11 protein-coding genes are annotated in these 13,600 nt (G+C 72.5%); 5 read left to right on the top strand and 6 right to left on the bottom strand.

Annotated features, from left to right (window positions below):
* Positions 1-173: 173 nt before the first annotated feature.
* Entirely contained in the window at positions 174-1,937 is a 1,764-nt protein-coding gene (gene arc / locus ACQP10_RS23445) for a proteasome ATPase (RefSeq protein WP_179828137.1), read from the bottom strand.
* 206 nt (positions 1,938-2,143) lie between these two features.
* Positions 2,144-3,010, bottom strand: a complete 867-nt coding sequence (locus ACQP10_RS23450; RefSeq protein WP_179828127.1) for a tRNA (adenine-N1)-methyltransferase — start codon at positions 3,008-3,010, stop codon at positions 2,144-2,146.
* 115 nt (positions 3,011-3,125) lie between these two features.
* Here ACQP10_RS23450 and ACQP10_RS23455 point away from each other — a divergent pair, with 115 nt between their 5' ends.
* A complete protein-coding gene (locus ACQP10_RS23455) occupies positions 3,126-4,232 on the top strand; it encodes a GNAT family N-acetyltransferase (protein ID WP_346022479.1) in 1,107 nt (368 codons plus the stop codon).
* A 94-nt stretch (positions 4,233-4,326) separates the two neighbouring features.
* Here ACQP10_RS23455 and ACQP10_RS23460 read toward each other — a convergent pair whose 3' ends face one another.
* Both ACQP10_RS23460 and ACQP10_RS23465 read right to left on the bottom strand, forming a co-directional pair.
* A complete protein-coding gene (locus ACQP10_RS23460; RefSeq protein WP_433539719.1) occupies positions 4,327-5,655 on the bottom strand; it encodes an FHA domain-containing protein in 1,329 nt (442 codons plus the stop codon).
* Positions 5,656-5,992: 337 nt separating this feature from the next.
* Complete coding sequence (locus ACQP10_RS23465) at positions 5,993-7,084, bottom strand: site-2 protease family protein (protein WP_346023216.1); 1,092 nt, start codon at positions 7,082-7,084, stop codon at positions 5,993-5,995.
* A gap of 170 nt (positions 7,085-7,254) precedes the next feature.
* Here ACQP10_RS23465 and ACQP10_RS23470 point away from each other — a divergent pair, with 170 nt between their 5' ends.
* Complete coding sequence (locus ACQP10_RS23470; protein ID WP_179828121.1) at positions 7,255-8,124, top strand: RecB family exonuclease; 870 nt, start codon at positions 7,255-7,257, stop codon at positions 8,122-8,124.
* 244 nt (positions 8,125-8,368) lie between these two features.
* The gene (locus tag ACQP10_RS23475; protein ID WP_346022481.1) at positions 8,369-9,055 is read left to right on the top strand and encodes a response regulator transcription factor; all 687 of its coding nucleotides are present in this window, start codon (positions 8,369-8,371) and stop codon (positions 9,053-9,055) included.
* 159 nt (positions 9,056-9,214) lie between these two features.
* On the opposite strand, the gene ACQP10_RS23480 is transcribed toward ACQP10_RS23475, so the two are convergent.
* The gene (locus ACQP10_RS23480; protein ID WP_346022482.1) at positions 9,215-10,519 is read right to left on the bottom strand and encodes an aspartate aminotransferase family protein; all 1,305 of its coding nucleotides are present in this window, start codon (positions 10,517-10,519) and stop codon (positions 9,215-9,217) included.
* 131 nt (positions 10,520-10,650) lie between these two features.
* On the opposite strand from ACQP10_RS23480, the gene ACQP10_RS23485 reads away from it, so the two are divergent.
* Positions 10,651-11,583, top strand: a complete 933-nt coding sequence (locus tag ACQP10_RS23485; protein WP_346022483.1) for a LysR family transcriptional regulator — start codon at positions 10,651-10,653, stop codon at positions 11,581-11,583.
* Positions 11,584-11,633: 50 nt separating this feature from the next.
* Here ACQP10_RS23485 and ACQP10_RS23490 read toward each other — a convergent pair whose 3' ends face one another.
* Positions 11,634-12,521, bottom strand: coding sequence for a LysR family transcriptional regulator (locus ACQP10_RS23490; RefSeq protein WP_433539720.1), 888 nt, complete (start codon positions 12,519-12,521; stop codon positions 11,634-11,636).
* A 181-nt stretch (positions 12,522-12,702) separates the two neighbouring features.
* Here ACQP10_RS23490 and ACQP10_RS23495 point away from each other — a divergent pair, with 181 nt between their 5' ends.
* Positions 12,703-13,524, top strand: coding sequence for a GNAT family N-acetyltransferase (locus ACQP10_RS23495; protein ID WP_346022485.1), 822 nt, complete (start codon positions 12,703-12,705; stop codon positions 13,522-13,524).
* Positions 13,525-13,600 lie beyond the last annotated feature (76 nt).

Raw genomic sequence — 13,600 nt, forward strand, 5'->3', positions numbered from 1 at the left:
CACCGTCGCGGCCCGGCGCGGCCCGCGGACCGCACGGTCCCGGACCGCGGCCGACAGGCCAGGACCCGCCGTACGGCCGGACACGCCGTACCGGCCCGGACACGCCTCGCGGCGCGACCCCCGCCGGGGTCGCGCCGCGAACGCGCTCGCCGTACGCCGGTGTGGCGACGGTCCTAGAGGTACTGACCGGTGTTGGCCACCGTGTCGATGGACCGGCCGGCCTCGGTGCCCTGCTTGCCCGTCACGAGGGTGCGGATGTAGACGATCCGCTCGCCCTTCTTGCCGGAGATGCGGGCCCAGTCGTCGGGGTTGGTGGTGTTGGGCAGGTCCTCGTTCTCGGAGAACTCGTCGACGCAGGCGGCCAGCAGGTGCTGGATCCGCAGGCCCTTCTGCCCGCTCTCCAGGAACTGCTTGATCGCCATCTTCTTGCTGCGGTCCACGATGTTCTGGATCATGGCCCCGGAGTTGAAGTCCTTGAAGTACAGGACCTCCTTGTCGCCGTTGGCGTAGGTCACCTCGAGGAAGCGGTTCTCCTCGCTCTCGGTGTACATCCGCTCGACGACCCTCTGGATCATCGCGGCGACGGTCGCGGTGCGGTCGCCGTTGTGCTCGGAGATGTCGTCCGGGTGCAGCGGCAGTCCCTCGGTGAGGTACTTGGAGAAGATGTCCTTGGCCGCCTCGGCGTCCGGCCGCTCGATCTTGATCTTGACGTCCAGGCGGCCGGGCCGCAGGATCGCCGGGTCGATCATGTCCTCGCGGTTGGACGCGCCGATCACGATCACGTTCTCCAGGCCCTCGACGCCGTCGATCTCGCTGAGGAGCTGGGGAACGATGGTGTTCTCGACGTCGGAGGAGACCCCCGAGCCGCGGGTCCGGAAGATCGAGTCCATCTCGTCGAAGAACACGATCACCGGGGTGCCCTCGGACGCCTTCTCACGGGCACGCTGGAAGACCAGGCGGATGTGCCGCTCGGTCTCGCCGACGTACTTGTTGAGGAGCTCCGGTCCCTTGATGTTGAGGAAGAAGCTCTTGCCGGACTGACCGGTCTTCTCCGCGACCTGCTTGGCCAGGGAGTTGGCGACGGCCTTGGCGATCAGGGTCTTGCCGCAGCCGGGCGGGCCGTACAGCAGCACACCCTTGGGAGGACGCAGCTTGTGCTCGCGGAACAGGTCGGCGTGCAGGTAGGGAAGCTCGATGGCGTCCCTGATCTGCTCGATCTGCCGCATGAGCCCGCCGATCTCCTCGTAGGAGATGTCGGGCACCTCCTCCAGGACGAGTTCCTCGACCTCGGACTTGGGGATGCGCTCGTAGACGTAGCCGGAGCGCGATTCCATCAGCAGCGAGTCGCCGGCGCGGATCGGCTGGTCGAGCAGCGACTCCGCCAGCCGCACCACCCGTTCCTCGTCGGCGTGCGAGATCACCAGCGCGCGCTGGCCGTCCTCAAGGAGCTCCTTGAGCATCACGATCTCGCCGATCTCCTCGTATCCGAGGGCCTCCACCACGTTGAGCGCCTCGTTCAGCATGACCTCCTGGCCACGCTTGAGCGACTCGACGTCCACCGCGGGGCTGACGTTCACTCGGAGCTTGCGGCCGCCGGTGAAGACCTCCACCGTGCCGTCTTCTCTGGCCTCGAGGAAGACGCCGAACCCGGACGGCGGCTGCGCCAACCGGTCGACCTCTTCCTTGAGCGCGACGATCTGGTCTCTGGCCTCCTTGAGGGTCGACACCAGACGCTCGTTCTGACCGGTGACGGCCGCGAGATTCGCCTGCACCTCATGGAGACGCTCTTCGAGGACTCTGGCCTGCCGGGGAGACTCCGTCAGCTTCCGACGCAACGCGGTGATCTCCTCCTGCAGGAAGGAGACCTGCGTTCTGAGGTCAGCGACCTCCCGTTCGCGCTGCGCGGCCCGAGCTTCGGCGTCATCGCGAGCTGCCACGGCGTCACCTCCTTCCCAGTCGAGACCGACTACTCAAAACCCTACCCATCCGGGGGCTGTCAGTTACCTGGTAGAGCAGTGTTCGTATAGCTACATTAAGTATTTGGCGATTAATCCCTTATGAAGCGGTTAGTGCGTAGAAGCATAAGAACACGACCATCTGGTGTCATGTAACACGCCTACGTGCTCTCGTGGCTGAATCGTCATCATGCGGTGGAAGTCGAGTCCTCGCCATACGCTCCCTTTGCCGGACGCCTACGCCGGGGTGGTGGGGTCACCCCGTCCGCCATGCGACGGGCGGTGACGAGGAATCCGGTGTGCCCGACCATCCGGTGGTCGGGCCGTACGGCGAGCCCCTCGACGTGCCAGTCGCGAACCAGGGTCTCCCACGCGTGGGGCTCGGTGAAACTCCCGTGTTCGCGCAGAGTTTCGACCGTTCGCGACAACTGCGTGGTGGTCGCCACATAACAGCAGATCACCCCGCCGGGCGTGAGCGCCTTGGCCGCGGCGTCCACGCACTCCCACGGCGCGAGCATGTCGAGAATGATCCGGTCGACGTCACTCTCGTCGAGCGCTTCGGCGAAGTCCCCGACCACCAGGCGCCACTGCTCCATCGGGCCGCCGTAGAACTTCTCCACGTTCTTGGTGGCCACCTCCGCGAAGTCCGCGCGCCGCTCGTAGGACGTCACCTTGCCCTCCGTGCCCACCGCGCGCAGCAGGAAACACGTCAGCGCGCCGGAGCCGACCCCCGCCTCGACGACGCGCGCGCCGGGGAAGACGTCGGCCATCGCGACGATCTGCGCCGAGTCCTTGGGGTAGATGACCGCCGCGCCGCGCGGCATGGAAAGCGTGTAGTCCTGGAGCAGGTGCCGGAACGCGAGGTACTGGGTGCCGCCGGACGAACGGACCACCGACCCCTCGGGCTGCCCGATGAGGTCGCTGTGCGGGATCGCACCCTTGTGGGTGTGGAAGACCCCGTCCTCCTTCAGCGTCACCGTGTGGCGCTTGTTCTTGGGATCGGTGAGCTGAACCTGATCCCCGGCCCTGAAGGGCCCATGCCTGCGAAAACCCATGAACGCAAGGTTATCGGCGCGCGGGGTGCCCCCGGTCCCGGGCGGCGGGGCCGCCGGACGCGCGGAGGAGGCAATTCGTTCGCTCCTTTCGGGAGGAACTGATAGCACTTGGAGGGTGTTCCCCAGAGACGTCATCCCCGCCGGTTCCGTCCTCCTGCGCGAGGCGACCCCCGCCGACCTGGAACCGATGGTCAGGGCCTGCGCCGATCCGCTGATCATCCGGTTCGTCCCGAGCGTCCGGGTGCCGTACACCCTCGCCGACGCGTCCTCCTACCTGGAGGTCGCCGGGCGGACATGGGGCAACGGCGGCGCCTCCTTCGCCGTGGCGGACGCCGGCACCGGCGAGTGGCTGGGCAACATCAGCCTCAAGCCGTCCGACCCGCGCGGCAACACCGAGGTCGGCTACCTCATCGCGCCGTGGGCGCGGGGCCGCGGCGTCGCCACCGCGGCCACCCGGGCGCTGACGGAGCGCGCCTTCGCCCACGGGGTGGCGCGCGTGGAGCTGCTGGCCGACGTGGAGAACCTCCCCAGCCAGCGGGTCGCGATGGCCGCCGGCTTCGGCCGCGAGGGCGTGCGGCGCGCGGCCGAGCCCCGCCGCGACGGCACCCGCGGCGACCTGGCGTCCTTCGCCCGGCTGGCCGGCGACTCGGGTGAGCGGGAACGGTCGTTCCTCCCGGACCTGCCCGGCGGCTCGCTGACCGACGGCGTCGTACGGCTGACGCCGCTGGAGGCCGGCGACGCCGACGACTACCACGCCCTGCAGAGCCTGCCGGACGTCGCGGCCCACAGCGTCCCGCCGGAGGCGCCCGATCCCGACGACAGCGAGCGGTTCTGCCGGGAGGCGGGCATGCTGTGGCTGGCCGGCGAGCGGGTCGAGCTCGCCGTACGGGACGCCGCCACCGGCGCCTTCGCCGGGCACATCCAGCTCAGCGCGGTCATCCCCCCGCTGGGCGAGGCCATGACCGGCTACAGCATGCTGCCGGAGTTCCGGGGCAGGGGGTTCGCCTCCCGCGCGGTGGACCTGCTCACGGAGTGGGCGCTGACGCACACCCCGCTGGCCCGGATCGTGGCCGGCACCTCGCCGGACAACATCGCCTCCCACCGCGTGCTGGAGCGCGCGGGCTTCACCCGGGAGGCGCTGCTGCACGGCAGGCTCCCCGGCCCCGGCGGCACGCGCGTGGACGACCTGCTGTGGTACCGCGCCCGGACGGCCGGGGCCTGACGGACCGGCCCGCCCGGACGGCCCAGGGGCCTACCCGGGCGGGGCGGCGCCTCCCCGGGGCCGGGGAGGCGCGGGGAGGACGCCCGGGGGCCGGTCAGCGGTTGCGGTGCGACTCGTAGCGCATGGTGCGGGAGACCCCGATCCGCACGGTCGTGCCGGGCATGATCGTGACCGGCTCGTTCGGCGGGATGTCGTAGAAGTTGGGGTCGCCCGGCGGCTGGATCTGCGTGCCGTTGACCGAGCCGAGGTCGATCAGGTTGACGTCCCAGCCGTCCAGCGCCACCCGCAGGTGGCGGCGTGACACCGAGCCGTCGGGGCTGGTGACCTTCGCCGGGCGGACCGAGCCGTCGGTGACCTCCGGGGCCCGGTCGGGGTCGCGGCCGACGAGGTGGTCGGCGTCGAGGCGCAGGGTCATCCCGTCGTCGAGGAGCAGCACGCCCAGCGGCGGGCGCGGCCCCTGGTAGGGGGCGAGCGAGCGCTGCACGAGGGCGATGCCGCACACCGCGCAGTACGGCACGCGCGGGTCGTTGAAGTGGTCGTTCTTGCAGTCGACCCCGTAGACCAGCGGCTGCGCCGCGGGGGCGGCCTCCGGCTCGGGCGCCGCCTGCGGGCCGCCCTGCGCCGGCGGCTCGGGGGCGAACGGGCGCTCACGGGACTCGGGCTCGAACGACCCGGCGGGCCCGCCGCCCTCCATGGCCCCCGTGGGCTCCAGGGCGTCCGTCTCCCGCGGCGCGACGGCCGGGATCGGGCCGGACACCGGACCCTGCTGCGGCGGGACCTGCGGTCCCGGCTCGGGGTGCCACGCCTGCTGCTCCGGCCGCGGCGGCGGCGGGACCGGGATCGGCGGGACGGGGTCGGGGGGACCCATCGGGTAGGGCGCGGGCGGCGGGGCCTCCGTCGCGGGCGCCTCCGCCTGCCGCGGCACTGCGCTCCGGGCCGCGGGCGGGGCCCCGGCGCCGGCCGGGTCGCACAGGATGCCGCCGCCGACGACCACGCCGCCGTCCAGCCGGGCCAGCGGATGCGCCGGGCCGGCCTCCGGCAGGCGCAGCTCGATGCCGGTGACCGGGCCGGGGACCAGCCGGTCCGACCAGGTGAGCGCGTCGCGCCCGGCGAGCCGCACCTCTCCGCCCGGGCCGGTGACCGCCGCGGAGGCGGGTCCGCTGACCAGGACGGCCACCCCGTCGCCCACGGGCCCGGCGACGGCGCACGCGACGGGCTCGCCCATCATGACGGCCAGCACCTGGGCCACCCGGCGGGCCAGTGCCCGGCCGTCACCGCCGGAGGCGGCGGTGTCGTGCAGCGCCGCGAGGAGGTCCGCGGCGACGGTCTCGGCCGCGTCGCACACCAGCAGCAGGCCCTCCACGCGGGCGACCAGTCCGCTGCCCGGCAGCGGGCGCACCGTTCCCAGGCCGTCCCCGCTCACCGAGCACCCCCGGCGTGACGGCCCCGTCCTTCGGTGTGGGGAGAAAACGCGGCTCGTTTCTGCATTCTGTCCTCTGAGTCTCGGTGGCTGGGATGGGGCGTCCGGCCGGCCCGGGGCGGGGATGCGGCGGACCGACATCGCCGATCATTCCAGGCCGTAGGAAAAAGTACAGCAGACGGCCGCGGGACGGGCTCCCTCCCGGCCTCGGCGACCTCGCCCGGACCACCGGCTCGTGCCGCGCGGGAGGCGGGAGACGGCCCTCCGGCTCCCTGACCGTGACGCGGCCCATGGCTCCGGCCGCGCCACGCGGGCGGCTGGCCCGGGCCGCCGGCGCGGATCAGACGCCGCTGAACATCCGGTTGACGTCGGAGGTGGCGAGCACCCCGAAGACGGTGCCGTCGCGCTCCACCAGGAGGTACTCCCCCGCCGGGGACTGGCGCATGGCGTCGATCAGGGACTCCCCCACCAGGTCGGCGGCCAGCACCAGCGACGGGTCGAGGCCGCGCGCCAGCGAGCCCGCCGTCACCCAGGGACGGCGGTGCTCCGGGGTGGCCTCGACCGCCGCCTCGTTGACGATGCCCGTCGGGCGGCCGTCGTGGTCGACCACGACCACCGCGCCCGCGCGCGCCTCGGCGGCCCGGCGCAGCGCCTCGGCCAGCGGCACGTCCCCGGTCACGGCGACGGCCCGGCGGGCCAGGGAGCGGGCGTTCAGCTGGGGGATGCGGGCCCGCAGCTTGGCGCCCTGCAGTGCCTGGGTGGCGCCGATCCAGATGAAGCTGGCCAGCAGCACCGACCAGATGACCATGCCCCAGCTGGGGTCCTGGCCGCTCATCAGCGCCAGGCTGACCGGCACCGCGATCAGGACGACGGCCAGCACGCGGCCCGTCCAGGCCGCCGCGATCGTGCCCGAGCCGGGGCTGCGGGTCGCCTTCCAGACCCCGGCGCGCAGCATGCGCCCGCCGTCCAGCGGCAGGCCGGGCAGGAGGTTGAAGATCCCGACGACCAGGTTGGCGAGCCAGAGCTGGAAGACCAGGACGCCGAGGACGGTGCCGGGGTCGATGAACATCGAGGCGGCGTAGCCGGCGGCGCCCAGGCCCAGCGACAGCAGCGGCCCGGCGAAGGCGACCATGAACTCCCTGCCGGGCGTCTCCGGCTCGCGCTCGATCTCCGAGACGCCGCCGAGGAGGTAGAGGGTGACGCGCCGGACCGGCAGGCCGTACATCTTGGCGACCACGCAGTGCGACAGCTCGTGCAGCAGCACCGACACGTACAGCAGGACCGCGAAGACGAAGGAGACGACGTACGTCATCGGGAGGCTGAGCTGCGGCAGCCGGTAGGCCACGACCTCCTGGAAGGTGAACGTGATGAACGCCGCGACCAGCAGCCAGGTCGGCGAGACATAGACCGGGATGCCGAACGGCCGTCCCATCCGCAGCCCGGGATTTTCCTGGCGCGGGCTCTCGCTGCTCACCGCTGGCTCACCGTTCCTCGCTCGCTCGCGTCTGTTGGCCTTGATGCTACGCGCCGCCCACGCCGGGCGCGGACGCCCGCGGCCCACCCCGGGCCCAAACTGTCGTCACCGTGACCTACAGTGCGGACATGTCACTGACCGAGCCCACGATCATCGGAGCGCTGTCGCCGTCCCGCGCCGGGGACTTCATGACGTGCCCGCTGCTGTACCGGTTCCGTGTGGTCGACCGGCTTCCCGAGCCGCCGTCGCCCGCCGCGGTGCGCGGCACGGTCGTCCACTCGGTGCTGGAGCGCCTGTACGACCTGCCGGCGCCGGGTCGTACGGTGGCCGCGGCCCTCGATCTGCTGGAGCCGCAGTGGCACAGGCTCCTCGAGGAGGAGCCCGCCTACGCCGGCATGTTCTCCGGGGAGAAGGAGCGGGCCGAGTGGCTGGCCGGGGCCCGCGCCATGCTGGAGCGCTACTTCACCCTGGAGGACCCCACCTGCCTGGAGCCCGCCGAGCGGGAGCTGTACGTCGAGGCGGTGCTCGACAGCGGCCTGATGCTGCGGGGTTTCATCGACCGGCTGGACGTCGCGCCCACCGGCGAGGTCCGCGTGGTCGACTACAAGACCGGCAGCGCGCCGGGGCCGGCCTTCGAGGCCAAGGCGCTGTTCCAGATGAAGTTCTACGCGCTGACGCTGTGGCGGCTGCACGGGTCGGTGCCGCGCCTGCTGCAGCTGATGTACCTCGGCGGCGAGGGCGAGGTGCTGCGCTACGCCCCCGACGAGGCCGACCTGCTGGCCACCGAGCGCAAGGTGCAGGCGCTGTGGGCGGCCATCGAGCGGGCGCTGGAGACCGGCGAGTGGCGTCCACGGCCCAGCCGGCTGTGCGACTGGTGCAACTACCGTGAGCTGTGCCCGGAGTTCGGCGGCACTCCCCCGCCGGTGCCCGAGCGGCAGCCGGGCGACACCGTGCGCAGCACCCGCCGCACGCCCAGGGCCGCCACCGACGAGCTCTGAGGCCCGACGTACCAGGCCGGCCGGCGGGCTCCGGGACCGGCCGTGCCGTCCCGGCCGGGCGTGCGGCGGCGTGCGGGACCGGTGACGGCCGCGGCGCCGCGGGGCCGGGCCTCTCCCCGGAACGGACCCGGCGCGGGCTCGCGGCGCCGGAGGGCACGCCGCGCCTCTATGGTGGAGTTCCGCGGATCGGCCCGTGCGGAGGGCCGCTCCGAGGCCGGCGCCCGGTTCCCCTCGAAGGTGTGTGATGACGATCAGAGTGCTGCTGGTCGATGACCAGCCACTGCTGCGCACCGGTTTCCGCCTCATCCTGGAGGCCGAGCCGGAGATCACCGTCGTCGGCGAGGCCGGGGACGGCAAGGCCGCCCAGGAGCAGGCGAGGGCGCTGCTGCCCGACGTGATCCTGATGGACGTCCGGATGCCCGGCGTGGACGGCATCGACGCCACCCGCCGGATCGTCCGGGAGGCGGCGCACGGCGCCCACGTGCCCAGGGTGCTGGTGCTGACCACGTTCGACCTGGACGAGTACATCGTGGAGGCGCTGCGCGCCGGGGCCAGCGGCTTCCTGCTCAAGGACGTCCCGCCCGAGGAGCTGGTGCAGGCCATCCGGGTGGTCGCGGCGGGCGACGCCATCGTCGCGCCGAGCGTCACCCGGCGGCTGCTCGACCGGTTCGGCGCGCACCTGCCGTCCACCCGCCGCCCGTCGGCCCCGGTCCGGCTGGAGCGCCTCACCGAGCGCGAGCTGGAGGTGCTGCGGCTGATCGCCCGGGGCATGTCCAACGCCGAGATCGCCGCCGAGCTGGTGGTGAGCGAGACGACCGTCAAGACGCACGTCGGCAACGTCCTCACCAAGCTGGGCCTGCGCGACCGGGTGCAGGCCGTGGTCCTGGCCTACGAGACCGGTCTGATCACCCCGGGCACCACCTTCTCCTAGGAACCGTTCGGAGCCGGTCACCTCCACCGAGGTGGTGTACGAGCCGCCACCGCGTGATCCGTTCTCGCCGGTCACGCGGTACGGCCGTCCTCATCTCACGACGCCCCGCCCTCCGGCGGGCCGATGCCGGCGGCGACGGGTGCGGGGCGCCGGTTCACCTCACCCGGCGGCGTCGAGCACCGCTTTGAGCGACGCCTCGAGGATGTCCACGCCGAGGTGCAGTTCGTCTTCCTTGATCGTGAGAGGCGGGGCGATGCGGAAGATGCCGCCCATCTCGGGTAGCTGGACGATGTTCATGTGCAGGCCTCGTTCGAGACAGGCCGCGGTGATCGCCTTACCCAGTGCGTCGGCGGGCGCCTTGCTCTTCTTGTCCTTGACGAGCTCGATGCCTTGGAGCAGGCCACGGCCGCGAACGTCACCGACGACCTCGTAGTCGTCGCGCAGCGCCAGCAGCCGGCCGGTGAGCTGGCCGCCCAGCGTCGCGGCACGCTCCGTGAGGTTCTCGCGCTCGACGACGTCGAGGACCGTCAGCGCGACGGCGGCCGCCAAGGGGTCGGAGACGTGGGTGGTGTAGAAGAGGAAACCCCGGTCGTGGCAGACCCGCTCGATCTCGTCGGTCGTGATGACGGCCGCCACGGGCAGTCCGGCTCCCAAGGTCTTCGACAACGTCAGGATGTCGGGCGCGACCCCGTCGCGCTCGAACGCGTACATCGTTCCGGTGCGGCCGAGGCCGGTCTGCGCCTCGTCCAGGATGAGCAGCATCCCGCGTTCGTCGCACATCTCCTTGAGACGGCGCAGATACCCCGGCGGCAGGTCGATGATCCCGCCTGAGGAAAGGATGGGCTCGATGAGGCAGGCGGCGAGGCTCCCGGCGGACTGCCGGTCGACCAGGGCGAAGCCGTAGGCGAGCTCGGCCTCCCAGTCGTATGACCCGTCGGAGGACCGGAACGGCGAACGATAGGCGTTCGGCGTGGGCAGCGCCAGGTTGCCCGGCGTCGGGGGTCCGTAGCCATGCCGCCCGGCGGAGAAGGTCGCGGCGGCGGCCCCCTGGGTCATACCGTGCCATGAGCGGTCGAAGGAGACGATCTCGAAGCGGCCGGTGGACAGCTTGGCCATCTTGATCGCGGCCTCGTTCGCCTCGGCTCCCGTGGTGAGCAGCATCATCTTGCCGAGCGCCGGGGGCAGGGTCGCGGTGAGCCTGTCGGCGAGCTCCAGCACGGGAGCGCTGAGCATGCCGCTGAAGAGGTGGTCCAGCGACGCGACCGCGGACGAGACCGTCGCCACGATGTCCGGGTGCGCATGGCCGAGGATGGAACTCATCTGCCCTGAGGTGAAGTCGAGGATCGGCGTGCCCTGGCGATCGAAGACATACGCACCGGAGGCTCGTTCGATGACCCGCGGGGTGAAGCCGGTTCCGTAGCGGATCAGGAGGCGGTCCGCCTCGTCCCAAAACGTCGTGTCCATCGTCAACCCTCTCTCACCGCGTCCGAGACGACGTCGGATCTTCTGCTCGGTGACATCTTCCATCGACGACAAAACTCGTAACAAGCAAACAAATACGACTTATCATTCGGTATTGCCTTACGATCGATGCCATGCTCAACCCGCAACGCCTCGCTATCCTGCGCGCGGTCCTGGCCGCCGGATCGATCAACCAGGCGGCACGGAACCTCAGCTACTCCCCCGCGACGATCAGCCAGCACATGACCGCCCTGGCGAAGGAGACCGGGCTGGTCCTTTTCGAGAAGCAGGGACGCGGTATCAGCCCCACCGATGCCGCGCGGCACCTGGCAGACCAAGCTCAGTCGCTCCTCGCCGACTTCGGACGCCTCGAACGTGTCGTCGCGGACCTCCGGAGCGGTCAGGCGCAGCATCTGGCGATCACCTGCTTCGCCTCCGCGGCCGAGCGGTGGATCCCAGAGGTCGTGCGGACCGTTCGCCGGCACCGGCCGAACCTCACCGTCGAGATCAGCCTCAACGAACCCGTCGACGGGCGCGGTCGCCGACGGCCGGACCTCGACATCCGGACCGAGCCCACCGACGGAGCCGAGGTGCACCTTGACGGCTACCAGCGTCATGAACTCGCCGTCGAGGAACTCGTCGCCGTGCTCCCCGCCGACCACCCCCTCGCCGATGCCCGCGAACTCGCTTTCCGGGACCTCGAAGGCGAGCCCTGGGTGGACCACGACATCTACGACAGCCCGATCGGGCAGATCATCCTGACCGCTTGCAGGGCCGCCGGATTCACGCCGCGCTATGCCGCCCGCCTGGACGACCACCGGGCGGCGCTGCGACTGGTGGAGACGGGCATCGGCGTCACCGTCATGCCACGCCTGGCCGTCGCGGAGCTCCCCGGCGGAGTCGTCGCCAGGCCCGTGGTCCGCCCCACCGTCTTCCGGCGCATCGTCGTCCACGCCCGCCAGGACCGACGGCGCGGCGACCTCATCGCCCGCGCGGTGGCACAGCTTCGCGACAGCGCCCGCAAGGTGGTACCGGCGGAGACCTCACCGACGGGGAACGGCTCCTGATCGAGCCTCACCCGCCCCCGGGCGAGCGGGGCCCGGCCCCGGACCCGCGGTCACGGCGTCGGCGGGTGGCCCGCCGGGGCGGGCTGGCGCAGCTCGGCGAGAATCCGGGAGAGCACCGGCCGGGTGTCGGCGCGCCGCCAGGCGACGGCGACGGTGCACCGCCGGTCGCCGGAGAGCGGCACGAACACCACCCCGGTGCGGGCGTAGTGCTCGTCGGTGCTCTGCGACAGCAGGGCGATCCCCTGACCCGACGCCACCAGCTCCAGGGTCTCCTCGATGGCGCCGGACCCGATCTCACCGGCGATGTCCGTCACGCCGAGCGATCCGGGGCCGCGGAAGTCCCGCCAGACCGGGTCGGGACTGCACGGCACCACCCACACCCGGCCGCCCAGGTCGGCCGGATCGAGGACGGAGGCCCGGGAGAGCGGGTCGCCGGCGGGCACCGCGACGGCCCGGCGGTCGGCGCTGACGACCATGAGGCCCAGGACGTCATCGGTCAGCGGCGGCCACACCACGGCCAGGTCGCTGGTCCCGGCCAGCAGGCCGCAGGAGGGGTCGTCGAAGTCGAAGCGGCGCAGCCGTACGTCCCGGCCGGAGGCCCGCCGTACCGCGCCGAGCAGCGTCGAGGTGCGCGTCCCCGCCGCCTCGCCCATGAAGCCCACGGTGAGGCCGGGGGCGTCCCCGGCGAGCAGGGCCTCGAACTCGTCGGCGGCGGCGGTCACCGCGGCCGCGTGGGCCAGCACTCCGGCGCCCAGCTCGGTCAGGCGGGCGCCGTCGCGGTCGCGGACCAGCAGCGGCCGGCCCGCCGCGGCCTCCAGGCGGCGCACCGCGGCGCTCACCGTCGGCTGGCTGACCCCGAGCGCGGCGGCGGCCCCGCGGAAGGAGCCGGCGCGGGCGACGGCGACGAACGCCCGTACGGCGGGCAGCGTGATGTCCACCCCGGGATGATAGCCGTCGGCTATCGGCATAGCGGGAAACTGTCGGACCGGCCGGCGTCCCGTACCCGAGGATCGTCCGGTGATGTTCGCGGGACGGGCGAGCCGCCCGGACGGGCCGGGCCCGCCGCGACGGCGCTCCCCGGCACCGTGGCCGGGGCGCCCGGGACCTTGGAGGAATGTGATGGTGATCCGGGAGCTGACGTCCGGCGACCTCGACGGCTGCCTGCGGCTCGCCGAGGACAGGCGCTGGGGCCGGGAGGAGCGCAAGTGGCGTTTCCTGCTGGAGGGCGGCGAGGGGTACGGGATCGTGGACGGCGCCGGGGATCTGGTGGCGACCGCGATCCTGACCCGGTACGGAGGTCGCACCGCGGCGGTCAGCATGGTGCTGGTGGCCTCACGCCTCGCGCGGCAGGGCCTGGGCACCCGGCTGATCGCGCACGTGCTGGACCGGGCGGACGGCCTGACCGTCTTCCTGAATGCCACCGCCCAGGGGCGGCCCCTGTACGAGAAGCTGGGGTTCCGGGTGACCGGCGGGGCCTCCATGCACGTGGGGGTCTTCACCGGGCCGCCGTCGGGCGTCTCCCGCGCCGCGCGGCCGGAGGACCTGAAGGCGATCGCCGACCTGGACGCCGAGGTCGTGGGCGCGGACCGGTCCGATCTGCTGCGGCGCTACGCGGGCTTCGCCGAGGAGATCCGGGTGATCGACGACGGCCGGGGCGTGTCGGGGTACGCGGGGATGTGGCGCAACGTCACCAACACGGTCGTCGGCCCCGTGGTCGCGGCCGGCCCGGAGGACGCCCGCGCCCTGATCGCCGACCTCGCCGCGCGGGCCGGGCGGCCGGTGCGGCTGGAGGTCGAGGACCGGCGCCCGGAGCTGGCGGCGTGGCTGGACGGCCACGGCGTGACCGCGGGCATGCGGACGTCGGACATGGTCGCCGGGTCCGGGCCGCTGCCCGGTGACCGGTCGCGGTTCTTCGCCCCGGTCATGTCGGCGCTCGGCTGAGGTGCCCGCGGGCCGAGGGGCCGGGCGCCGGGGCCGGACGGGCCGTGGACCGGACGCGGACGCGGGGCCGATCGGG

The organism is Streptosporangium sandarakinum, from assembly GCF_050942225.1.
Lineage (GTDB): Bacteria > Actinomycetota > Actinomycetes > Streptosporangiales > Streptosporangiaceae > Streptosporangium > Streptosporangium nondiastaticum.